21 protein-coding genes are annotated in these 22,844 nt (G+C 68.5%); 15 read left to right on the top strand and 6 right to left on the bottom strand.

Translation table 11 applies throughout. The features are described from left to right. Positions 1-13: 13 nt before the first annotated feature. From OTB20_RS12615 to OTB20_RS12605, 3 genes are read right to left on the bottom strand one after another with little or no spacing between them, the layout of a single operon-like run. Positions 14-3,343: a hypothetical protein gene (locus OTB20_RS12615; protein ID WP_267751943.1), complete on the bottom strand. Its 3,330-nt coding sequence runs from the start codon at positions 3,341-3,343 to the stop codon at positions 14-16. Then, entirely contained in the window at positions 3,340-4,584 is a 1,245-nt protein-coding gene (locus tag OTB20_RS12610) for a hypothetical protein (protein WP_267751942.1), read from the bottom strand. The genes OTB20_RS12615 and OTB20_RS12610 overlap by 4 nt, the downstream gene beginning before the upstream one ends. A gap of 60 nt (positions 4,585-4,644) precedes the next feature. Continuing rightward, on the bottom strand, positions 4,645-5,904 hold the full coding sequence (locus OTB20_RS12605) for a helix-turn-helix domain-containing protein (protein WP_267751941.1): 1,260 nt from the start codon (positions 5,902-5,904) through the stop codon (positions 4,645-4,647). Between the two features lie 230 nt (positions 5,905-6,134). Between OTB20_RS12605 and OTB20_RS12600 the strand changes: the two genes are divergently transcribed. Next, entirely contained in the window at positions 6,135-7,070 is a 936-nt protein-coding gene (locus OTB20_RS12600; RefSeq protein WP_267751940.1) for a DUF5655 domain-containing protein, read from the top strand. 96 nt (positions 7,071-7,166) lie between these two features. Here OTB20_RS12600 and OTB20_RS12595 read toward each other — a convergent pair whose 3' ends face one another. Further along, on the bottom strand, positions 7,167-7,913 hold the full coding sequence (locus OTB20_RS12595; RefSeq protein ID WP_267751939.1) for a DNA-methyltransferase: 747 nt from the start codon (positions 7,911-7,913) through the stop codon (positions 7,167-7,169). A 578-nt stretch (positions 7,914-8,491) separates the two neighbouring features. On the opposite strand from OTB20_RS12595, the gene OTB20_RS12590 reads away from it, so the two are divergent. The 13 genes from OTB20_RS12590 (at position 8,492) to OTB20_RS12530 (ending at position 21,377) form a co-directional block, all read left to right on the top strand. After that, positions 8,492-9,637, top strand: a complete 1,146-nt coding sequence (locus OTB20_RS12590; RefSeq protein ID WP_267751938.1) for a C40 family peptidase — start codon at positions 8,492-8,494, stop codon at positions 9,635-9,637. A gap of 89 nt (positions 9,638-9,726) precedes the next feature. Beyond that, entirely contained in the window at positions 9,727-10,035 is a 309-nt protein-coding gene (locus OTB20_RS12585) for a DUF6112 family protein (protein ID WP_030581509.1), read from the top strand. Continuing rightward, on the top strand, positions 10,035-10,721 hold the full coding sequence (locus OTB20_RS12580) for a hypothetical protein (RefSeq protein ID WP_267751937.1): 687 nt from the start codon (positions 10,035-10,037) through the stop codon (positions 10,719-10,721). Before OTB20_RS12585 ends, OTB20_RS12580 begins: the two co-directional genes overlap by 1 nt. A gap of 27 nt (positions 10,722-10,748) precedes the next feature. Next, positions 10,749-12,143 (top strand): SCO6881 family protein, encoded by a 1,395-nt coding sequence (locus OTB20_RS12575; RefSeq protein ID WP_267751936.1) that lies wholly within the window; start codon positions 10,749-10,751, stop codon positions 12,141-12,143. Positions 12,144-12,285: 142 nt separating this feature from the next. Beyond that, positions 12,286-13,758 carry an SCO6880 family protein gene (locus OTB20_RS12570; protein ID WP_267751935.1) on the top strand — a complete coding sequence of 491 codons (1,473 nt, stop codon included), beginning with the start codon at positions 12,286-12,288 and terminating at the stop codon, positions 13,756-13,758. Between the two features lie 34 nt (positions 13,759-13,792). After that, entirely contained in the window at positions 13,793-14,245 is a 453-nt protein-coding gene (locus OTB20_RS12565) for a DUF6238 family protein (protein ID WP_267751934.1), read from the top strand. 26 nt (positions 14,246-14,271) lie between these two features. Continuing rightward, positions 14,272-15,777: an ATP-binding protein gene (locus OTB20_RS12560; RefSeq protein WP_267751933.1), complete on the top strand. Its 1,506-nt coding sequence runs from the start codon at positions 14,272-14,274 to the stop codon at positions 15,775-15,777. Between the two features lie 33 nt (positions 15,778-15,810). Continuing rightward, positions 15,811-16,281, top strand: coding sequence for a hypothetical protein (locus OTB20_RS12555; protein WP_267751932.1), 471 nt, complete (start codon positions 15,811-15,813; stop codon positions 16,279-16,281). Between the two features lie 81 nt (positions 16,282-16,362). After that, entirely contained in the window at positions 16,363-16,998 is a 636-nt protein-coding gene (locus OTB20_RS12550; protein ID WP_420716382.1) for a hypothetical protein, read from the top strand. Positions 16,999-17,134: 136 nt separating this feature from the next. Continuing rightward, positions 17,135-17,716 carry a hypothetical protein gene (locus OTB20_RS12545; protein ID WP_267817225.1) on the top strand — a complete coding sequence of 194 codons (582 nt, stop codon included), beginning with the start codon at positions 17,135-17,137 and terminating at the stop codon, positions 17,714-17,716. Positions 17,717-17,813: 97 nt separating this feature from the next. Then, the gene (locus tag OTB20_RS12540; protein WP_267751930.1) at positions 17,814-18,584 is read left to right on the top strand and encodes a hypothetical protein; all 771 of its coding nucleotides are present in this window, start codon (positions 17,814-17,816) and stop codon (positions 18,582-18,584) included. Between the two features lie 26 nt (positions 18,585-18,610). Beyond that, the gene (locus tag OTB20_RS12535; RefSeq protein ID WP_267751929.1) at positions 18,611-19,108 is read left to right on the top strand and encodes a hypothetical protein; all 498 of its coding nucleotides are present in this window, start codon (positions 18,611-18,613) and stop codon (positions 19,106-19,108) included. 334 nt (positions 19,109-19,442) lie between these two features. Next, entirely contained in the window at positions 19,443-21,377 is a 1,935-nt protein-coding gene (locus OTB20_RS12530; RefSeq protein WP_267817224.1) for a DNA cytosine methyltransferase, read from the top strand. A gap of 8 nt (positions 21,378-21,385) precedes the next feature. Here the strand turns inward: OTB20_RS12530 and OTB20_RS12525 are convergent, their stop codons facing one another. Together OTB20_RS12525 and OTB20_RS12520 are read right to left on the bottom strand one after the other, a co-directional pair. Beyond that, the gene (locus tag OTB20_RS12525; RefSeq protein WP_267751928.1) at positions 21,386-22,015 is read right to left on the bottom strand and encodes a hypothetical protein; all 630 of its coding nucleotides are present in this window, start codon (positions 22,013-22,015) and stop codon (positions 21,386-21,388) included. Positions 22,016-22,109: 94 nt separating this feature from the next. Further along, positions 22,110-22,529 (bottom strand): very short patch repair endonuclease, encoded by a 420-nt coding sequence (locus OTB20_RS12520; RefSeq protein WP_267751927.1) that lies wholly within the window; start codon positions 22,527-22,529, stop codon positions 22,110-22,112. 104 nt (positions 22,530-22,633) lie between these two features. Between OTB20_RS12520 and OTB20_RS12515 the strand changes: the two genes are divergently transcribed. Beyond that, a complete protein-coding gene (locus OTB20_RS12515; protein WP_267751926.1) occupies positions 22,634-22,822 on the top strand; it encodes a hypothetical protein in 189 nt (62 codons plus the stop codon). Positions 22,823-22,844 lie beyond the last annotated feature (22 nt).

The following is a 22,844-nucleotide window of genomic DNA, read 5'->3' as shown; positions in this document are numbered from 1 at the left end:
TCTCTTCTTCTCTTCAGGCGTCCGGGAAGCCGGGCTCGTGGGGTTCGATGCCGGCGTAGGAGAGGAACGCGTTGAGCGCCTCTCCGTACAGCTCGTTCATCCGTTGGCGCACCTCGGGCTTCCACTGGGAGTAGATGCGGTGCAGGACTGTTTCCAGGTCGGCGTTCCAGGTGTCCTCGTGGAAGGCGTAGTCGACCATGTGGAGGACCGCTTCGGTGCCTCCGCGGCGAGCCCGGCCGGCCAGCTGGATGAGATCGACGATCATGCCCGCGACGACCTCCTCCTGGAGCGACTTGTGCATGGCCGTGAACTGCGGGGCCGTCCGCAGGAGAAGGGACAGACGTTCCCAGGCAGCGTCACGACCGACGGCAAGCCCCTGTGACGGGTTCGAGCGACCGCCGGTCGGCAGGGCCCGCAGACCGGCGGCGTTGATGCTGGCGTACATCTCGGCGGGCTCGCTGAGGAGCGCCAGGGGACGTACACAAAGGTAGACGGAGCGGACGGCGGAGCGGATGCCGACGACGATGTTGAGCCCCCTGGCAATCAGCGACAGGGGCACGACCAGGATCTTGCCGTGCTTGGGGAAGTCCTCGAACTCCTCGGCGGTGAGGCGTACTGCGACGTTCTCCTTGGGCAGGTCGGGGTCTGCGCGGTGACGGTCCTCCGCCCGCACCGCGACGCACAATCCGCCGCCGTAGTGGCCGGCTTGCGCGATGCCGCGCGCCAGCCAGGCGCACTGCTGGTATGAGTTGGCCACCACGAGCACGTGGGCGCGATCGGGGTCCTGGGCCGCCGTTCGTTCGAGTTCGCGGTGGATCTTCTGGTCGTACAGGTTGCTGCCCAGTTCGATCAGGGCGTCCTTTTTGCGGCTGGGGTGGGTGCCTGACACCTTGATGGGCTCCCCGAACAGGGGGTGGCCCTCTCCGTACTCGATACGGTGCTTCCTGGCCCGGATGGACTTGGCCTGCGCGTCGGTCATCCACCATCGGACGGGGGCATGGACATGTTCGCGCACGGCTTGGGGGAAGTATGCGGTGGCCGACAAGCCCATCACCGGCCGCTCCACAGCGGCCAGGAGGAGCGAGACGACACCGCCGAGCTCGGCGGTGTAGGTGTGCGGGTCACCGGTGATGGTCTGGGCGACAAGGCTGGCGTTCTTCTCCTTGTCGTCAAGCCCGGTGATGCGGTAGCCGGTGATGGAACGGCCGAGCATGCCCAGCGGAATCACCGAGGAGACTGCCGTGGCCCGCAGGAGTTCCACGATCTTCTGTGCCGACCGCAGGCCGGAGGAGCGATAGTCCTGGGCCTTGTCCTGCAGTTCGGACAGAGCTTCGTCCAGCTCGGTCATGGCGGTGCGCGTCACCAGGAGGTTGATGGCCTTGGAGCGCCGTTGAACGTCCTTGATGGAATCCTCGAGAAGCGTGTGCAGCTCCAGCTTCACCATGTCGAGCAGGTGCTCGCCTCGTGGCGCCACGAGGGCGCCGAGGGCACGCCGCACGTCGTCCCAGTCGGGTTCGAGCAGACTCGCTTGGGAGGCGAGCGGATCGAGGCCCCGATATCGGGCCGGCATGAGGGCGTTGAGCCGCTGGAAGAAGTCCGGCGGAATGTCCGCCTCTTCCGCGATCTCCGTCTCGGGCCAGAGCAGGCGGATCAGTGCGCGGTCCCGCCCACGGGCCAAGTGCCAGCGGGTACTGGTCTGGTCCGGAATGCGGGCCTGGGCTCGCTCGTCTTCCGTGGCGTGCAAGCTGAGGGCGTTCTTGCAGATGCTCAGGAGGAGGAACTCCGCCATCAGCCGCACGTGGCTGACAGCGGGCAGCAGGTTGTGCTCGTCGTCGATGTGCAGCCGCTTCGCGTCGGTGTCCATCTCCTGCGGCGCTGCGGACCAGTGCCGCCGAGAGTGCAGGACCACCTCGCCGGCGCAGTTGTCGATGGCCCGGGACTGGAACTGGTCCACTTCGTCGACGAGCACGGCGTGGCAGGTCCGAAGCGCGAACTCGGCCGCCGTCATACTCCGGACGGCCCGGCCGTCCAGGTTTACGCCGATGCGCAGGTTGCCCTGCATGAAGGCGTAGTGGTTCATGACGACGACGTTCGCGGCGCATGCGTCGTAGACGGGGGCGAACTTCCCGCACGTCGGGATCCAGGGGCAGGCTGCGGACCCCACCCCCTGACGGCGCAGGTTCAAGCACGGCTCGCGCCCGGGCGGGTAGTCGCCGGTGGCCTCCAGGAAGGTCTTTTGCGCGCATCCGTAGGCCAGTTGGTCAAGATCACGCTCGCCTCGCTCACCCCACTCACCGGGAAGGTCGGGGTCTTCGTTGATCAGGGAGGCGTGCTTGAGGGCGCGGTCGTGCATCCCGGACGAGGACATCAGGTGGGCACAACCTGCCTCGTGTTCGATGACCCCCGATTTACGCAGGTGGTCGAGGTCCCCACGCACATTCCACGTGGCTGCCAGGCACGCCTTGATATCGGGCAGCACGATGGCGACGCGTAACTGGTTCGCGGCGAACCATGCGGCCATGACCCGGACCAGGACGCTCTTGCCGGTGCCGGTCGGGGCGTTGAAGATCTCTGTCCGACCGGCGGTCATCGTCAGCGCCTCGCGGGGGGACAGACTGTCGGTGGTCTGCAGCACCTCGAAGAGCTGCTGCAGGATCTGGTGCAGATAGCGCTTCTCCGGCGTGTAGCGCCGGTCGATATGCCGGGCCAGCCCAAGGAGTTCGGGCGTGGGGATACGGACGTCAGGCAGGTAGGGGACAGAGGAGACGTGTGGGAGCTGATCGTGGCCGAGCGGGGCGGTGAACTGCGGGTAGGTGGGGATGGTGAGCCGCCCCTGAATCTGTCCCTCCCCGTTCACAAACATCTCCTGCGTGGCCCATGTCCCCGGACCGGCGAAGTCCGGAGGCTTGGGACGGCCGCTGGGCCGGCGGAAGCGGGCCGTGAGACGGTCGACGTATCCCGGCAGGTCGCCGCCTACCCGTGGGAAGGCGGCAACGGCGGTGAACGGGTTTTCACCGACGAGCTCAAAGGGAAGCATTGTCCCTGGGCCGTTGGGGTCGTCTCCATGCAGGGGCGCGAGCATGGTCCGGGCTGTGATCGAGAAGGCCCGGAGACCCGAGATCTCGGTGGGGGCGATGGCGTATACCGCCGTGATCCGCTGCTTCTCCTCATGGGTGAGGCTGTCCCATCGGTCCCACGCCTGGTACTTGCCGGAGACCAGGAACGCCGCCTGCTCAAACGGGGCAGCGCCGCGTTCGTCCCCGTCCACCGTTTCGGGGAAGTAGTGGGCGGCCAGTGCCAGCGCCGCCAGTACCGCAGTCTCCTTGACCGACGCCTCGCTCATGTCCAGCTCACCCCTGCCTCCTTGCAGACCAGTTCACCGAACTCGGAGGCGGTGACCGCCCTCATCCCGTACCTCTCGCACACCCCAGAGAGCAGCGGGACCTGGCGGGCCCGGTAGTCCGGCACGACCAGCCACTCGGCTCCGCCTTTGTCGCCCTCTTGTGCGTGGATGAGCTTCGCGAGCGTCGTGACCGACGTGTAATCCTTGACGTCGACCTTGAACGACACCTTTTTGCGTCGCTTCGGCACAACCTCGACCAGCAGGTCGTAGGCGTCCAGCCCCGGCCACAGGTCCACCTTCAGCCCGCGCTCCTTCAACCGGTCGAACAGGGCCAGCTCCGGAAGCCCCGGCACGGTGGTGTATCTCCAGATGCCGCGGGCGAGCGCCTTGTGGCCCTCCGCAGGCAGCGCCTCGGGCGGGGTCTCGGTGTCCGGATACAGCACTGCCTCCCTCCCGCTCGGGCGCGCCGGCGACGGCTCTGGCAGCAACTCCGGCGCGTTCTCGTCCGACGTTGGACGGAACAGGTACGCGGCACCCATGTCCGCGTGGGGGGCGTGCCAGCAGCGAGCAGACCCCACGATGTTGCCGGCGTTCTTGCGGAGCGTGAGGCGCATCGGCCAGCGGCAGACCGGGCAGGGAAACCACCAGCCGTGGTGGACGGACCCGTAGGGGATCTCCTCGTAGAAGTCGACGACCCCCATCGGCAATTTCAGCTTGCGCAGTTGGTCGACCGGACCCGCCGGATGCCGGATGAGGTCGGACCGGCCTGCCTCGTAGGCGTGCTGCGTACCCTGCTTTCGCAGAAGCGCGTATGCCGTCTCCTGCTCGATCTCTGACTGGAGCTCCCGGTCGCTGATCGTGCCCGCGTCCTGTTCGAGCTTCCGCAGGGTATGCAGCAGAATTCGCTGCTCCAGATCGAGGTCGAAGGCATCCTCGGTCACCTGCCCGTCCCGGTCGATAACCAGCAACCCGCCCAGGTCCAAGGCGCTCACGCCGTCCGGCAGCAGCCCGGCCAGATCCCCTCTGAGTGCCTTCCGGAACTCGGCGAATCGCAGCGGGCTGCTTGGCCCGCGAGCCGCCAGCATTGTGCCGTGGCACTCCATCAGGGTCGCCAGACGCTGCTCCGGCTTCAAGCCGGGCGACGTCATGGCCTTCGCCGCCCGCAGGGCGGCCCGGGTGACCAGGTAGCGGACCCTGGTTTCGTCAAGTGTCTGAGCATCGTCGTGCGTGGGGCTCGTCACAAATCCGCAGCGTAGACCGTAGCACTGACAATCACCCCGAGATGGAGGGAATACCAGCTTCTAGAGTGAGTCGACCGGAAAAAGGCCGAGCCCTGTGGTATTGACCTGCGGATAGAGCTCCCGGTAGAGATCGAGATACTCCGCGATATGCCGCTTACCGAGCCTGGTCAATCGCCATCGGTACTCGGCAACGTGCGTGCCCCCTGCCGCCATCACCGGAACGGATTCGACGAAGCCCCGGCTCGGCTGACCGCCCGCTTTCCCCTTGTAGCCCACGCCGATGAAGAAGAGGGACCGGCCCGCCAACCGGTCGTCCTCCAACCCGGTCGGCTCCGCCGCCGCAACCCGTGCCAATACGCCCCACAGCCACTCCGACAGCAGATGCACTGCGTGGTCGGGTTCACGAGGCTCGCCCAGCCCGGCGCGGGCGGCTGCTCGGCCCCGGCGGGTAATCTCCACCAACACCCGGTCCACATAACCAACGCCGGGATGCTCGACGGCGTCCTCCGTAATGGTCAGCAGCCCGCGCCGCTCAAGTGCATGCACGGTCTGACCAGCGCCAGGATCGTGCACTCCGCCACGCCGAAGGCGTTCCTGCAGGCGTGTATAGCCCACCAGTGACGGTGCGGCCTTGAGGGTCAACGGCAGCTTGCGCCACTCGGCCGCTCGGGGCACTGGCAGACGCTGCATCCGTCGCATCCACATCTCGGTCGCCGTCATACGGTCATCCCGCATGATTTCTCCCAGGTAGATGCGTTGCCGTTCGTTCAACAACTCCCAGGTCTTCAGTGCGGCCTGCGAGGGGTCCTGCTGCCGCTTGCCCGGGATCTGCGGCGCCGGCTCACTTGCACGTGTACGCATCCAGGCGTCCAGGACCATACGCACGGGCACGCCGTAGACTTTCGCAAGAGGAGCGAGCAACCTGCCGGTCGTCTGGGTGTCCTTCCACCCCCGGCCACGCACCTGGCGACCGCTCTCCAGAGCCGCCACCTTGGCCGCGGACACGCACAACTCACGTCCGGCGGACGATGCTCGCAGCAGTTCAGCGACTCGGTCGACGGGCAGTCCAGCGGCATAACGAAGATCGATCAGCGTTTCCGCACCGCGCGGAGCTCCGGTGAGCTCTCCAGAGTCGCACCCCAAAGCCTTGGCCAGCTGGTCCAACCGGGCCGGAGTGGGCGAGTGCCGGCCCTCCTCGTAGAAGAAGATCATCCTTTCCGACACCCCAGCCCGAGCTGCCAGCTCCGCTCGTGTCAGCCCCAACTCTTCGCGCCGGGCCGCCAGGCGGCTCGGCTCGATCCTTCGAAGGGGCGCGGTCATGACTCCATAAGAACCAGACTGAAGACTTCATTGCAACCGCGCCTCTGCTGTCGGCCCTACTACCGTGATGGATCAACCCCGACACCGGCGAGCCGTCCCCTGAACGGTGCGTGCCGCCCGACCACTCCTTCGTCCTCGAGCCGGTACGGTCTCCAGCGTTCCTCCGGCCGGAATAGTGCGGTACCGGTATCGATTGATCCTCCTGTAGTGATTACAGGAGGGGGACGCTGGTGACCGACCTGAAGCTGTTCCGGCTGGATGCAGATGGCCAGGACGTCGAGCTGCGGGGTTCGACTGTGGCGCTGGAGGTGGAACTGCAGCGGCGGGTCGAGGCCGGCCTGGAGGCGATGCTCGGCATCCGGTTCCTGGCGTCGGAGTACCCGACCGGTCCGTGGCACCGGGGCCGGATCGACACCCTTGGGCTGGACGAGAACGGCAGCCCGGTGGTGATCGAGTACAAGAAGGGCTCCGACAGCGGGGCCCTGTCGCAGGCCGTCTCATACATGTCCTGGCTGGACTCCGCTCACCACGAGGTCGAGGCGCTCGTCCGGAAGGTGCTCGGCGCGGAGGCCGCCGAGAGCATCGACTGGCGCCGCCCGCGGATGGTCTGCATCGCGGCCAGCTTCTCCCACCACGACCGCGTGGCCGTGCAGAGGCTGCCCGAGCGGATCGACCTGGTGCGCTACCGCATCTTCGACGGCGACCTCCTGAGCCTACTGCTCGTGGACTCGTCGCCCGGTTCGACGAACGCTGCTTCGTCTCGGCGGCGCCGGGAGCGGGACACGGCGACCATCAGCGTGCCGACTGCCCCTGTAACTTCCCCGCCGACGGGCTCTGGTCTCGTCCCGGGGTGCTTGCGGGACCTGTACGCGGAGCTGGACGACGCACTCACGGCGTGGGGCGAGGTCGAGGTGGCCCCTCTCAGGCACTACATCGCTTACCGACGGCTGGTGAACGTCGCGTCGGTGATCTTCCGTCCGAAGCACGAAGCGATCCTGGTCTACCTCAGACTCGACCCGGACACCGTCACGCTGGAGGACGGCTTCACCCGGGACATGCGCGGCATCGGGCACCTCGGGACCGGGGACCTGGAGGTACGCCTCGCCTCGGCGGCCGACCTGGAGAAGGCGGCGCCGTTGATCCGACGGGCGTTCGAAGCGGCTTGACGCAAACAGAAGAGCGGCTGGCGCATCGGTTACTCGATGCTCCAGCCGCCCTTTGGCGTCTGCGGTCCGCGGGCCCCGGGCTCTCCGCTCTCATGATCACTCCTCCGGTCCAGCCAGGACGAAGTCGTCCTGCGTCAGCTCCGCGCGGAGCCGCTGCTCTGCCACGTCGGCGTAGTGCGAGGACAGCTCGACCCCTACGAACCGGCGCCCCTCGCGGAGGGCTGCGATCCCCGTGGAGCCGCTGCCGGTGAAGGGGTCGAGGACGGTTCCGCCCTCGGGGCAGATCTGCACGAGCTGCTGCATGATCTCGACCGGCTTCTGGGTGATGTGCACCCGGTCCTTGCGCGGCTGGGAGGCGATGAAGTGGCCGGGCAGGTACAGGTCCCGGTCCTTCGCCAGACTGCCCTTGACTCCCCAGGTGATGAACTCGGCCGACTGCTTGAACCCACCCTTGCGAGGCCGGCTGGCGGGCTTGATCCACGGGATCGTGCCGCTCCAGGTCCAGCCCGCCATCTGCAGGGCGTCTGACGTGGTCGGCCCCTGGCGCCAGTCCGAGAAGACGATGGCGACCGAGTGCTCGGTGGAGGCCCGGTACGCCTCGGTGAGCAGGGCGGTCAGCCAGCTCCGATAGCTCCTCTGGTCGCGGTTCTCTCCGGGGAAGTTCTGCAGGTCGTGCGCACTGTTGCTGGTGACGTACTTGGCTCGCGCGGTGCGACCGGTGCGGTCCGAACTGGTACGCCCGCCAGAGTTGTACGGCGGGTCGGTGATGACGGCGTTGACGCTCTCGTCCGGGAGGGTCTTCAGCACGGTGAGGGCATCGCCTCGGTGCAGCGTGTAGCTCATGTGCGGGGCCTCTTTCAGGGCACGGCGGGACTGGACCCGCTCAGGACGTCGCTCAACAGCGTTCGTTTCGAGCGGGGTTGCGCCGGAGGTTAATCGCGAATTCCGGCCGCACCTAACGAGCCGTGTCCCTGTCCGAGACCGAGCCCGAGAGCCGTTTGGCGCGGCCGGAATCCCGGTCTACTGTCTCGCCATGTCACCGGGACGGAGCAGCGCTCCACCCCAGCTGACCTGTGCTTATCCGTGTTGTCTCGTACGAATGGGCAGCACGACAGGCCCGTTAGCCCTTCGTCCGAGAAGCCGTGAGGAGACCCGGTGTACCGCCTGAGATTACGAGCGCGGCTGGCTGCCGCGCTTGATCCAACACCGGCGTCCGGGAGCTACCAACTCCTCTGACCCGGGCCCGCCTTGAGAGGCGAATTCACATCGGCGCGGTGCCGACGGCTTTGCACGAGAAGTCGGCACCGCGCCTCCTACGAACCACGAGGAGCCGCTGCGATGCAGCATGCCCTGACACCCCCGCGCCCCGACCCAACACCGCTGTCTGGCTGGCACTGCCGTACCGGTGGACGGCAGCGGCGATGAAGAAGACCACCGGAGCCGTCGTCGGTCTCTTCGCATCCGGCCCGCTGCTGCTGGCCGTTCCCATCCTCGCCATCGGTGCCGGTACGGCTTCGGCCTCCTGCTCGACCGGCGGTGCACAGGCTGTGGATACCGCAGCCGTTGCCTCACAGGTGAAGGCCATCCTGGACGGCGGCGACAAAGGCTCGGTCTCCGTGCCGGGTCTCGATGACCCGGCCGAGCAGGTGCCCAACGCCAAGACCATCCAGGCCACCGGCGTCGCGATGAACATCCCGGCCCGGGGGCAGGTCGTGGCCCTGGCGACCGCCCTGCAGGAGAGCGGGCTGCGGAACTTGACCTACGGCGACCGTGATTCGCTGGGTCTGTTCCAGCAGCGGCCGTCGATGGGCTGGGGCACGGCGAACCAGATCCTCGACCCGGTGCACGCCTCGACCAAGTTCTACGAGGGGCTCAAGAAGGTCTCGGGCTGGCAGTCCCTGTCGGTCACTCAGGCCGCCCAGGCGGTGCAGCGGTCAGGCTTCCCGGAGGCATACGCCAAGTGGGAGGCCCTGGCCACCGCCCTGCAGAAGGCCATCGATCCCCTGCTGCCGAGGTCCAGTAACGGGCCGCCGAGTCCTTCGCCGTCCGGCTCGACCGGCCCCGGCGGCCCTTCGCCCAGCACGGCGGTTGGCTGTTCGGCGGACGGGGACGGGACCGACTTCGGCACCATTCCGCCCGGCGCGGTGCCGGCCGAGTACAAGATCCCGGCCGACGCTCCACGAGAGGTCCAGACGGCGATCCGGTGGGCGCTCGGCCAGCTCGGCACGCCTTACCAGTGGGGCGGGAGCTGTACCGACTCCCACGGCAAGAACCCCATGGGCCGGTGCGACTGCTCCTCTCTGATGCAGGGCGCGTACAAGGCCGCCGGGGTCACCCTGACGCGGACGACGTACACGCAGGTCAAGGACGGCAAGGCGGCATCCGTCGATGCTCTTCAGCCGGGAGACCTCCTCTTCACCAGGGGGACGGCCGCCGTACCTGAGCACGTCGGCATGTTCATCGGGCAGGGCTTGATCGTCCACGCGCCGCGCACCGGCGACGTGGTCCGCATCTCGACCCTCGCGTCCTGGAGGCCGCAGGTTCTCGCGGTCCGCCGAGTCGCCTGACCGGCGCTTTTCTCCCCTCTCCCCTTTCCTCGCACCGCCGCTCCGCCCTCGTGAGCTTTGACGTGCCATAAATCGAACTGGAGTTCCCCATGTATCTCGCCGACCAGGTCATACAGCTCGCCTACGATCCCGGGATCAAGCCGAACGAGGGCGGCTTGCCGGGCCTGTCCGTCCTCAAGCAGGTGATGGGCTCGATCAACCTCTTCGGCCTCGTCGCCGTGGTCGGTGCCCTCGCCGTCAGCGCGGGCGTGTGGGCCTGGGGCCACCACTCCGGCGGCCACCAGGCCGAGGCGAACGGCAAGAAGGGCGTGCTGGTGAGCGCCGGCGCGGCCCTTCTGCTCGGCGCGGCGAACGGCGTGGTGGCGTTCTTCAGCACGCTGGGGACGCAGGTCCACTGATGGCTCAGCACTCCACCCACCCCGGCGGCGCATCTCGCGTGCGCCGCCGGGCGCTGCTCGGCACCGTCGTCCTAGTGGTGCTCGTCGCCCTCGCCGGCCTGGCCGCGTACCTCACCCGCGATGGCAGGAGCCCCTCCCAAACTCCTGCTCCACCGTCGAGTTCGCCCACGGCTTCCTCCTCATCTTCGCCGTCCGGACCGCTCACGCCGCACACCGGTCCTCGTGCCCTCCCGGTCCCGCCGAAGACCCATGACCCGATCGCGTTCGGGAAGGCAGCCGCAGCAGCGCTGTGGTCCTACGACACCCGTGCGTACTCGCAGGCCGAGCTGCGAACCGCCCTGCGCGGGTGGCTGACCACGGAGGCGAAGTACGCCGACCCGGCCTCGGTCGACAAGATCGTCCCCTCGCCCGTGCTGTGGAAGGAGATGGCCGCCAACGGCCAGTTCGCCACCGCCGACGTGCACGAGGGGCACTTCCCGAACGCGTTCACCCAGGCCCTTCAGGAAGACCCCGGCGCGATCACCCAGGCGTACGTCTACGCCGTCACGGTCTCCGGCAAGCAGTCGATCGCATGGAAGGGCTCGCGCGCCGGCGGCGCGGAGAGCCGTAGCACCACCCTCGCGGTCCAGTGCCGGCCCGACCATCACTGCGCTCTGGTCGGCGTCATGCCGTCCGTCGCGCCCTGACCCCCGTCTAAGAAAGGAGGCACGACCATGGGAGTCTGCGACTTCCCGCTGATGGACAAGGTGTGCGGCGCCGTCGACTTCGCCACCAACCCCGCCGGAGCCGTCACCGACGGCATCGGCGCGTGGATCGCGAAGTCGGCGGGCGAACTGGCAGCCAGCGCGGCGGATCTCGCCGCCAATGCCGTCAACCAGACGACCGCCATCGACCTCAACGCCGGATGGTTCCGGGACAACTACGAGCTGCTGCTGCCCATCGGGCTCGCGCTGACCGTCGGCACGTTCTGCATCCAGCTCATGTTCGCCGCCTGGCGGCGCGACGAGCGCGCCCTGGCCCAGGCTGCGATCGGCACCATGACCGGCATCCTGTTCAGCTTCTGCGCCATCGCCTTCACCACCGTCGCCATCACCGTGGTCGACGCCCTGTCCGACGGCCTTTTCCAAGCGGCCAACACCTCGATCGACGACGCGATCCGCCGCGTGGTGAAGGTCAACCAGTTGGGGGCGATGTACGGCCTGGGCTGGGGCGTCCCAGCCCTGGTCGCCCTGGGGTGCGCGATCGGCGTCTTCCTGTACTGGGGCGTGATGGTCGCCCGGAAGGTCGGCGTCCTGATCATGGTCGCCCTCGCAGTCTTCGCCGGGGCCGGCGGTGGCTGGGAGGTCGCCAAGCGGTGGCGGCGCGGCTGGATCGAAGCCACCGCCACCCTGGTGGTCTCCAAGCTCCTGATGACCGTCGTCTTCCTGATCGGCGTCTCCGCCATGGGCAAGACCGACGCCAACGACGGCATGTCGGCCCTGTCCGACGCGATGGCCGGCATCGTCGTGATGGTTCTGGTGCTCCTGTGCCCCTACGCGACGTACAAGTTCGTCCACTGGGCCAGCGACGGCGGCGGCCACGACGACCTGCACCGCACCGGTGTTGCCGGCATGGCGGTCGCCGCAGGGGCTGCGAAGACTGCGGGCAGCCTGGCGATGCAGGCCAGCACCGGCACGCCTGCACCGCAGGGGCCGGGCCAGGTCCCCGGCGCGGGCAGCGACGGTGTTGCCTCCGGCATCAACCCCTCCGGCGGTAACCTCAGCAAGGAGGGCATCGACGCCGGTCCGCCCAAGCCGCGGACCAGCTTCCGGTACGGCGAAGACCCGAACGCCTCCGGCGACAAGGGTCGGGCCCTGATCCAGCGCCCCGGTATCCCGCCGCTCATCACCCGACCCGGCGAGGGCGAATCGGGAGGTTCCGAAGGAGACTCCGCGGGCGGCCAGTTCGCTGCCGCTTCGGCTGCGGGCAGCAGCATGACCCGCGCCGGTGCCGCGCCGCCGGCGGCCCCTGCAGCACCGCCGCCGCCGTCGTCCACGGGGCCGTCGGCAACCGGTTCCCCGACTCCGACGAACTGGGTGTATCCCAGCCAGCCACCTTCGGGTTCCTGACCAATCACATCCGGGGGCGGGCTGCACCCGCAGCCCGCCCCGCGCCCCCGCACCACCGATCACCAGAAACGGAGCCTCGCCATGACCTCCAGAAGAGCGCCGCGCGCCCCGCCCCCGCCCGCTCCCACCGTCTGGAACCACCATGTCCAACAAGCCCCAGGCCGAGGCCACCACGGCCAGCGTGAAATTTCCGCACCGCTCGCGGCGCGGCATCCTGCTCGGCCTGACCGCCTCGCAACTGATCGTCGTCAGCCTCACCGGCCTTCTCCTGCTCGCCGTGATCCTCACCCGCGGCGTGGTCGGCGCCCTCGAACTCATTCCGGTCTGGGCGGCCATCGCCCTCCTCGTCTTCGTCCGCTACCGAGGCCGTGCCCTGGCCGACTGGGCTCCGATCGTCACCCGGTACGTCCTGCGCCGGATGCGGGGCCAGTTGGTCTGGCTCACCCGGCCGTCCCGCCGCCCGGTCCGCGAAGGGCTGCTCCACCTGCCCGGCACAGCGGCGAGCCTGCGTGTGGTCACTGCGCCCGACCGCCGATACGGCGCGGTCCACAACCCCCACACCGGCACCCTGACTGCCGTCGTCAAGGTTTCCTCCCACGCCTACGCGCTGCTCGACCCGGGCACCCAGAACGCCAACGTCAGCGGATGGGGACGCGCGCTGGCCGCGCTCGCCCGCACGGGCCACGTCGCCCGTATCCAGGTGATCGAGCGCACCGTCCCGGACTCGGGTGACGCGCTGCGCCGGTACTGGGAGGAGCACGGCCAGCCCCATGCCCCCGTCGCGGGTGCGATCTACAGCGAGCTGATCCAGAGCGCCGGCCCGGCGGCGGCACCGCACGAGGCGTACGTCGCGGTGTCCCTGGACGCCAGGGCCGCACGACGTCTGATCAACCAGGCCGGTGGCGGCCTCCCCGGGTCCTTCAGCGTCCTGGCGCAACTGACCTCGACCTTCGATCAGGCAGCCCGAACCGCCGGCCTCAACCCCACGGGCTGGCTCACCGCCCGCGAGATCGCGGCCGTCGTGCGCACCGCGTACGACCCCAAGGCCCTTGCGCCGCTGGACCGTTGGTCCGCCGCAGGACGTCCCGAGGCTGAGCCCGCTGCTGCCGGTCCGGTCGTGGTCGTCGAGAAGTCGGACCACATCATGACTGACTCGGCCGTCCACGCCACGTACTGGGTGGAGAACTGGCCCCGCACCGAAACGTCGGCGGGCTTCCTGCACCAGCTCCTGTTCACCGCCGGGGTCCGGCGCACGCTGTCGCTGTCGTACGAGCCGAAGGGACTGGACGCCGCCCTGCGCGATGTCCAGCGCAAGAAGTCCAGCGTGATCGCGGATGCCGCCGAGCGAGCCCGACGGGGTCAGGTCGACTCCGAGGCGGACTCGATCGAGTACCAGGACATCAAGTCCCGGGAGCGTCAGCTCATCGCGGGCCACGCGGATGTCGCCCTGACCGGCCTGCTGACCGTCTCGGCCGATTCCGAGGAGGAACTCCGCTCCGCCTGCGCCGTCGTGGAGACCGCGGCCGTCGGCGCCCAGCTCGACCTCCGGCCGCTCATATGGCAGCAGGCCGAAGCGTTCACCGTCGCCGCCATGCCGCTCGCCCTCGCCGCCTGATGCCGGCCCTCCTTCCCCCCGAAAGAGCACCCCCATGTCCCGCACCGCCAGCCCGACCGCGCAGGACTTCGTGCCCTTCGCCACCGCCGCGCTCGACTTCCACCGCGCGCTCAACATTCCGGGCGGTCCCCTCGTCACCACCCGCGCGGAGCTAGACGCCCTGCACGCCCATCTCGTCTCGCTGCACGGCCTGCTCGACGCCCACGCCGCCCGCACGGGCCAGCTCGTGCCGGTCGAAGGCGACCAGCTCCGCGCCACCCGCACCCGGATCTGGCAGGCCGCCGACCACGTCCACGCCGCGTACCACGCGGCACCCAGCCCGGACTCCGGTGAGGTGCCCGAACGCGAGGCGTGCCAGGCGGGCCTGCCCGAGGGGGCGCCCGAGCTGACCATCTGCCAGCGCCACCAGCGCAGCGCGCACCTGGTGCGCCGCCGCACTACCCCGGCCGACCTGCACTCGCCGTTCACCGGTCTCGTACGCCGCTGACCCGCCTTCCGTCTGGAGAAACGTTCATGCCCCGCACTCGCGCCAGCGCCTCCCACCTGTTCGTCCCCCGCAAGGCGTCACGCGCCGAGCAGCGTGCCGCCCGCGCCGGTTTCGCCGAGGCCCGCCGCCAGGCCCGCCGCGCCGGAGCTTCGCCGAAGCAGCGCGCCGAGGAGCACCTCGGCCCGGAACTGCGGCCGGCCTACCCGCCGTCCGGACGTCCCGGTTCCTCCTCGGCTCGGGGCGGCAAGCTCAGCCTCCCCGCCCACCGCATGACCACAGCCACTGTCAGCGGCGCCTATCCGTTTCTCGCAGAGGGCGGCCTGGGCGCCGAAGGGATCTTCATCGGACGGGACGTACACGCGGAGGCGGCGTTCTGCTACGACCCGTTCTCGCTGTACAGCAGCGGGCGGATCGAGGGCTTCACGAATCCGAACGCCGTCCTGGCCGGGATCATCGGCATGGGCAAGTCCGCGCTGGCCAAGTCGATAGCCACCCGGGCGATTGCCCATGGCTACCGGGTCTACGTTCCCTGCGACCCCAAGGGAGAGTGGACGGCCGTCGCGCAGGCCCTCGGCGGCTACAGCATCGCGCTCGGACCGGGGCTTCCGGGTCGGCTGAACCCGCTGGATGCTCCGGCTCGGCCCGCTTCGGTGAGCGAGGGCGACTGGTCGACCGAGGTTCGAAAGCGCCGCCTCCTTCTCCTGGCGGGCCTGGCGCGCACCGTGCTGAAGCGCGATCTCCTGCCGATGGAGCACACCGCCCTGGACCTCGCTCTCGACCTGGTCGTCGCCGAGGCCGACGCCAGCGGCACGGTGCCGCTGCTCGGCGAGATCGCGCACGCCCTCGGCTCGCCCGAGCGCCTCGACCGAGCCCTCGGCGACCAGGCCGGACACATGGGGCCCGCCGCACAGGACCTCGCGCACGCCCTTCGCCGACTGGTGCACGGCGACCTGAGCGGCATGTTCGACGCCCCCTCGACGGTGGCCTTCGACCCGACCACCCCGATGTTGTCCATCGACCTCTCCCGCCTCGGCGGGTCCGGTGACGACACCGCCTTGGTGCTCGCGATGACCTGCGCTTCCGCGTGGATGGAGTCCGCCCTCGCCGACCCGGACGGCGGCAGGCGCTGGGTGATCTACGACGAGGCGTGGCGGGTGATGCGGCACGTCGGCCTGCTGGAGCGCATGCAGTCGCAGTGGAAGCTCTCTCGCGGGCTTGGCATCGCGAACCTGATGGTCATCCACCGCCTCAGCGACCTGCTCAGCGCAGGCGATGCCGGCTCGCGCGGCCGAGTGCTGGCCGAAGGTCTGCTGGCCGACTGCTCCACCCGCATCATCTACCGCCAGGAACCCGACCAGCTCGCTGCTGCCGCTTCCCTGCTCGGCCTGACCGGCGTCGAGACCCAGGCCGTGTCCGCCCTGACCAAGGGCCGGGGCCTGTGGAAGGTCGCGGGCCGGAGCTTCATCACCCAGCACATCCTGCACCCCGCCGAGCGAGAGCTGTTCGACACCGACGCCCGAATGTCCGCTTAGCTCAACCAGCCGACGCATACACGGAGTTAAACCATGCCGTCAACCGTACCGCGACCAGACCACCGAGTCCACGGGGGAGGTTCCGCCTCGGGCCTGAGCCCGCGCACCGCGGCACCGGCTAGCGACTGGATTGACCGCCTCGCCGCAGCCCGTCCCGAGGAGTTCGCCGAGCTGTTCCACGAGGCGCTCACGGACGACTTCGGCGCGGTGGCCCGGCTGCACCAGATGCTCGAAACCGCCTCGGAGTGGTGCCGCACCCACGGAGCCCGGGGCAGCGCCTCCGAGTTGGACGCCCTGACCGGCCGCCTGACCGATCTCGGCGAGGAGCTGCACCTCATGGGGGAGGGCCTGGGTCACGAGATCCACTCCCGCTCGCACCGAGCGGCAGCAGCGGCTCGTGTCTCCCCGGTCGTGTCAGCCAGTGGGCCTTCCGTCGGTCAGCAGAACCAGGCTGCTGCTCCCATTCCACCGTCCGCCGTCCGCTCACTGCCGCGTTCGCGGTGAGCAGAGGCACAAGAAAAGGGACCCATCGTGCCCGAATCTCCCGCTCCCCATGAAGACCAGCCAGCGTCGGCCACCGATCACCTGGCTTGGCGGCAGCATGTCCCGGCACTGGCTTCTGCCGCCACCGGCATCAGGCAGGCGTCCGACGCCTGGGACGCAATCTCGGACTCCTTCTGCGGAACCGACGACTGGCCCACCGACGAGAAGGGCTATGCCGACGGCAAAGTGGAACGTGACGCCGAAGCGTGGAAGCACGTCGAGGTGTTCCTCGCCCACGGCCCCGAGGTACTGGCCGGTGTCCGCGCCGCCGCCAGCGGCGCCGACTACGTCGAGGGGCCGGTCAGCGAGGACCTCCGGCGGATACGCGGAATCGACACCACCCTGGAACGGGCAGGCCAGATCCATAACGAGTGGGACCAGGTCATGGCGCTTATGGACGCCTCGCAACCCGGTTCGCGAGCGATGTACGCGAGCCGGGCGGAGGAGATCCGCAACTCCGAAGGCTGGCACTACGCGGACGAGTTGTCGTTCCACGGCCCGGCGCTCGCTCGGGCTGGCGACTACTTGGCCAGCCGGGTGGACCCAGACCAACCTTCGCAGGCCGACCGTGCCCATGTGGCCCTCGCCCGGTCCACATCAGGCAACCGCGGGGCCCCATCCGCTTCGCCTCCTGTACCGCCCGCAACGAATCCGGCGGCCCCGCGTCGTTCCCGCTGACCCCTCTAGCACCGAATCTCGGCGGCACCAAACCGGCCAAATCGCCGGATCCTCATGGAACGCCGCTACCCCCATCGCCCCAGCGCCTGCGGCTCGCGTCGTCGGCTGCTGAGGCACCCCGCCATGGAGAAGCCCCATGCACCCCGACCAGTCCTTGGTCTCCCTCCGCCGGGAGGTCACAACCGTCACCGCACGCACCAGTGCTCCTCTTCCTCCGCACTCCACTGCCAGCGCCCCGGAACGGGAGCACGGGTACGGACACCTCACCGCTCCCCTTCGGCAACGTGGCCTGGAGTGCACCGTCGAGTACGGCCTCAGCGACTACATCGTCCACGTCGCACTCCCTGACGGCAGTTCGTTGATCATCTCGCCACCCCAGGAGCCGTCGACCGACCATCCACCCGGACATCCCGAGAGCTGGCTGGTGACCCGCGGGCATCCCGACGACTCCACAGTCCACGAAGTGATCTACGACTCGGAGCCAGACGGTCCCCACGCCCGGCACGGCGGCAGTGTCCCGAAGCTCCTCGCCGCCGTCGACGCGCGTCTTGATCAGCTCGACGTGCCTCCACGGCCGGGCTCCGCCTCGCCGCGCGTGACTGCTGCTCTCGCGCTCTCGCCGACCGCTCAGCGCACGAGCCCAGCACCACTGCCAGCGGCTTCGGCCGTGCGCCCCGCGCTGACGGCTCCCCGTCCCCCGTCCGCACCCGGTCGCTGACCGCTTCCCGCCTCGGAGTGCGCCATGTCCCGCACCAGCAGAACCATCCCGGCCCTCGACCGCCTCTGCCCCCGAGCTTGCACCGGATGGATCAGCCATGCCCACCCACTACGACTCGCTTCCCGACATCGCGATCGGCCGCCACCCCGACCACGGCATCGTTGCTGCAAACCCGAAACAACTCGCCGCCAGCACATGGATGTTGAAAGGCTTCCACTTTCACCCGGTCCCTGACCAGCCGACGCTGTACGCACTGGCCGACCAGCAGCGTGACGGACAGGGTCGCGCTACCCGGGCCGTCGCACTGCTACGCAAGGCCGGCTACCAGGTCGACGTGGATGCCGCGTTCGACCCCTCGCTGGCCGCCGGTGGGACTCCCGCCCGTGACCGGCCCCCGCGCATAGATCCCGACGTCGCGTTCGCCGAGCATCCGCGGCTCGGCATCGTCGCGGCCACCAGCGACCACTCCTCCGCGCTCGGCGGCCGACTCATCCTGGAGGAACACGGCTGGCGGCTGAACCCGAACCTGGATATCTACACGCTGCCCGTCACCGCCAACCGCAGCGAGGCCCTGGAGAAGGTCGCCAGCGCCACGGTGTCGATGCACCGATCCGATCTCCAGGTCGCGGTGCAGCCCCGTCTCGCCCAGGACGTAGCAGCGCGCCGCCCTCCTGCACCCGCGCCGGCCGCGCGCCACGAGCGCAGTCAGAGCTTCACCGCCCGCAAGTTCCCCATCAGCGCCGCCGCGCTCGCCGCCAGCCCAGCCCGCGCCGGCCTCCCGGGCAAGGCGCCGGTTCCCGCTTCCGCCGCGTCCGCTCCGGCGGCCCGACCGGTCGACCCGCGCATCGCGTTCTCCCGCAGTCGCTGACCCAACTTCCGTAAGGAGCAGTTCCCATGGCCGTGAAGACCATCTGGCAGATCACCCACTCCTGCGGCCATCAGGCCGAGCGCGACCTGTCCGACCGGGCAGCCGACCGTCGCGCGGGCTTCGCCGAATGGCTCGCCAAGCAGGAGTGCACCGATTGCTGGCGGGCCGCCAAGGAGGGCGACGAGCAGGACAAGGCCGCCTGGCTGGAGGCCAAGCGGGCCGAAGATCAGGCTGAATCCGAAGCCTGGTCTCAGCAGTACCGGATGCCTCCTCTGGAGGGAACCGAGCGAGCGGTCGCCTGGGGTGTGCGCTGTCGCCACCAGGTCCTGGCCGCTGCCTACACCGCCCTGGTCCTCGAAGGCGAGACCAGCGAGACGGAGTGGGAGGAGATCGAGGAGGCCGCTCGCACCATCACCCGTGCCGGGTGGTGGATCGACCAGCGTTCCTCCGAGCCCGACGACCTCGCCGAACTCCTCCAGGCAGCCACCGAGGCCGACCGGCCCACCGAGAATCCTCATTTCTGACCGTCCGGTGTCCCGCTACGGCGAGGCACTGGCTCGAACGGCGTTTACAAGCAACTAAGCTCTTCGTCAGGGTGCCGGGCAGGCCCCGGCGCATTGCACTCGCCCAAGACGCACGCGATGGCAGTGGATTCCACTATGATCGATCGTCTTAGGGCACAGAACAGCGGTTCGAAGTCGCAGGTCGGAGAACCTGCCAGGCTGTGACGCACGCTGGGGAGACGCTGACTGTCAGCTCTGCTGAACCGGTTGGGCGATCTACCGAGAACCTTGCTTCCACCAGCGCTTCTGTGTTCTCCTGGTGCTCGTTCATGTCATGCATTACGGAGGTTGCGCTGTGAGTCAGGGGCACTATGGCGTACCTCTTGAACGCAGTGACCGCCTTGAGCTGCCGTCTCACCCTCACAGCTGCACCACGGAGTCCTTCCAGGACTGGCTGGAGGGCTTTGGTAAAGGGAAACGTCTTGCGGTCGACCTCTTCTCCGGTGCCGGCGGGCTGAGCGCCGGAGTCGAGCGGGCCGGGTGGACCACGGCGGCCGCCGTGGACGCCGACGAGCGTGCACTCGAGACCCACAGAGCGAACTTTCCGGGCCTGAGCCTGCGCATAGATCTTGGTGACCCCGAGGAGCGGGACAGGCTGGAGGCGATCCTGGCGCCTGCAGACATCGACCTCGTGGCGGGGGGGCCCCCGTGTCAGCCCTTCAGCAGGGCTGGGCGCAACAAGATCCGTGACCTCGTGAAGAACCACGGCCGGGACCCGGAGGACCGCCGGAAGGAGCTGTGGAGCGCCTATCTGGACATGGTCAAGCGGATCAGGCCGCGGGTGGTTCTCATGGAGAACGTTCCCGACATGGGGCTCCACGACGACTTCTTCGTGATCCGCACGATCGAGGAAGAGCTCGAGGAGCTCGGTTACGCAACCCAGGTGCGGCTCGTCGACGCGTGGAACTACGGAGTCCCGCAGCACCGGAAGCGCCTCATTCTCCTGGCCAGGCGGGATATCGACGACTTCACCTGGCGCGAGCCAGACCCGCAGCCCACCACGCTGCGTGACGCGATCGGGGACCTCCCGGAGCTGGAAGTCGTCGCCACCGAGCGAGTCGGGCAGCGCAAGCTCACGTACCGCAAGCCCCGCGGGATCTCGGAGTTCGCGGACGAGATGCGGAAGGGAGCGACCCGCGGTGTCATCTGGGACCACATGACCCGGCGGGTCCGTTCGGACGACCACCGGATCTTCCAGGTCATGGACTCCTCCACCAAGTACTCCGACCTGCAGGAGAAGCTGGGCGACGACGAGAAGCAGTTCCAGCGGTACAGCCCGGACAAGTACACCGACAAGTACAAGAAGCTGGCCTGGAACGAACTCAGCCGAACGATCACGGCCCACATCGCCAAGGACGGCTACTGGTACATCCATCCGGAGCAGTTGCGGACCCTGACCGTGCGCGAGGCCGCGCGCGTACAGACCTTCCCGGACCGTTTCCGGTTCGCAGGTACACGGAGTGACGCGTTTCGGCAGATCGGTAACGCCGTGCCGCCGCTGCTGGGCGAAGCTGCTGCAGAGGTGCTGAAGCCCGTGGAGGGTTCTGACGACACCCCCGGACTCCAGCCTAGATGGCGAGAGGTCCGCAACGAACTTACCGACTGGGCGGAACGACGACGCGCCGGAGGGAGCTGGTTCCAGCTCCCGAGCGAGGAGCCCGTGCCACTCCACGCCGCGGTCGTGGCCATACTGTCCGGCACCAAGGTCAGGCCGGAGGCCATGGCGGAGATCATGGAGACGGTCAGGAAGTCCAGAACGCTGTCTTCGACACTGTTCGAGAAGCTGATCGACGCGGCACCCACGAAGCCCGCCCGCGCGCGAGTGGACCGTCTGCTGCCACTGGTCGACAAGCCGAACGCCTGGCGGGCGGACCAGAAGCTCAAGGTGCCCGCCAAGCTGTCCATGAAGCCGTCCGAAGAGGCCCTGTACCTGCTGCTGGTCGGTGAGGACCGCATGCTCGTCGGCACGGGGAACCTGCGGGTCGCGGCAAGGGTCAACGGAGCCGACGACAGTCACGTGAACCGTCTCAGTGAGGGTCGTGTCAACCTGGTGAAGCTGATGGGTGCCGGAAAGGACGCACCGCTGCGTATGGCAGCGATCCGTCTCATCGGTAGAGACCTGTGCCGGGACACTCAACCCGTCTGCTCGGACTGCCCGCTCGTCGCTCACTGTGCCCGTCGCGGAGAGCTGTCCGACGACCTGCTGACGCTGGCCGTCGCAGGGGAGTGACTCCTCGGTCAGGAGTCGTTGCGCCGCTTGAGTTCCTCGTCGAGGCCGCCGACCCACGCTGGGTCCGGCATGGCGTCGAAGACACTTCGGTGTTTCACGATCGCCTGTCCCAAGGCGTGGAGAGCAGTCACTGAGCGGCCGTACAGGTACCAGCGACCCCGTCGTTGGTCAATGCCGCAGTCGGCGAGTTTCGCAAGTTCAGTGATCAGAGCTCCGCGCAGTGCGTCGGGAACCACACCCACCATCGGATAGCTGGCGTGGTGGTTGTTGTCTACTCCCCCGGAACACGAGTAGAAGGTAGCTGTCCGCGCTGCGCTCAGGGCAAGGCTCAGGCCGGCGACTCCGACATCGTTTCCTTGCAGTACGCACATGAGGTCGAAGTACCCCAGGTCGTCACTCTCGAGGATCGCGTCCAGAAACTCCTCGACACCGTCAGGTGCGTCCGACGAGGTCGCCTCCTCAAGGACCGCGGCTTCCCTGGCAAGGCACTCTTCCGCTTCCGCCCAACTTGGCAGGCCGAGGCAGTGGTAGTCGTGGTGCTCGGTGAAGCCGCCGGCCACGTCTGCAGCCGTCAGACCACTGAGCAGGTCGCTCAGTTCGTGACGGTGGCCGATCTCCACGTCGAATTCGGGAACCATGGAGCAATGATGTCGGACGGGGCTCTCTCGCGGGCGTCGTCGGCGATTTCGGCGGCCGGCGAGGTCCGGAACCTCGGCGTTCCAGAACACACTGTCAACGGAGTGGCTTGAGGGAGCCGTGGTGTTCGTGAGCCGCGGCCATCACTTGTTGAGCGGCGGCGTCGGGGTCACGACGGATCTCGCACTCCCAGACACGCACCACGGTCCAACCGGCTGCGGCGGCGTCTGCGGTGTTACGCCCGTCCCGCTCTCTGTTCACCGCGATCTTCTGCTTCCACAGAGCGGCGTTGGGGCCCCGGAACTCGTCGGGACAGTGCTCCGGACAGCCGTGCCAGAAGCAGCCGTCGACAAAGACGGCGACTCGGTACCGGGGGAGCACGAAGTCGGCGGTGCAACGTGGCGCGACCCGGCGCTGGAGACGGAATCGCAGGCCCAGCCGGTGCACGGCCTTCCTGAGAGTTACTTCTGGCCCGGTGTCCCTTGTCCGTCGACCGCGAAGGTGTTCGCTCTTCATGGTCGAGACCCAATGGCCCGTCGACCGTCCTCCAGCCTCTCTGGCCATGATCCGGTCCCCAGCCTGTTGACGTCCTTCGGTGGAGAGAGTGGCACACTCTCCCCATGCTCCGTGAACCAGCCGAAGTCAGTGTGGATGACCAGGGACGTGTCGAGCTGCCGCTGGGACTGCTGGCAGAGGCCGGCCTCTCGCCGGGTACCGGGCTGGTCGCCTTCAGCGACGGTGACGGGCGCATCATGCTGAGGCGTGCCGAGGACGCGATCCGGGACCTGGTCGAGAAGGGGACGCTCTGACCCCGTGATGCGTCGGGTTCGG

This window comes from Streptomyces sp. H27-H1, assembly GCF_026627445.1.
GTDB lineage: Bacteria > Actinomycetota > Actinomycetes > Streptomycetales > Streptomycetaceae > Streptomyces.
The sequence above is the reverse complement of the archived record's forward strand: the minus strand, read 5'-3'. Positions and strand labels throughout refer to the sequence as shown.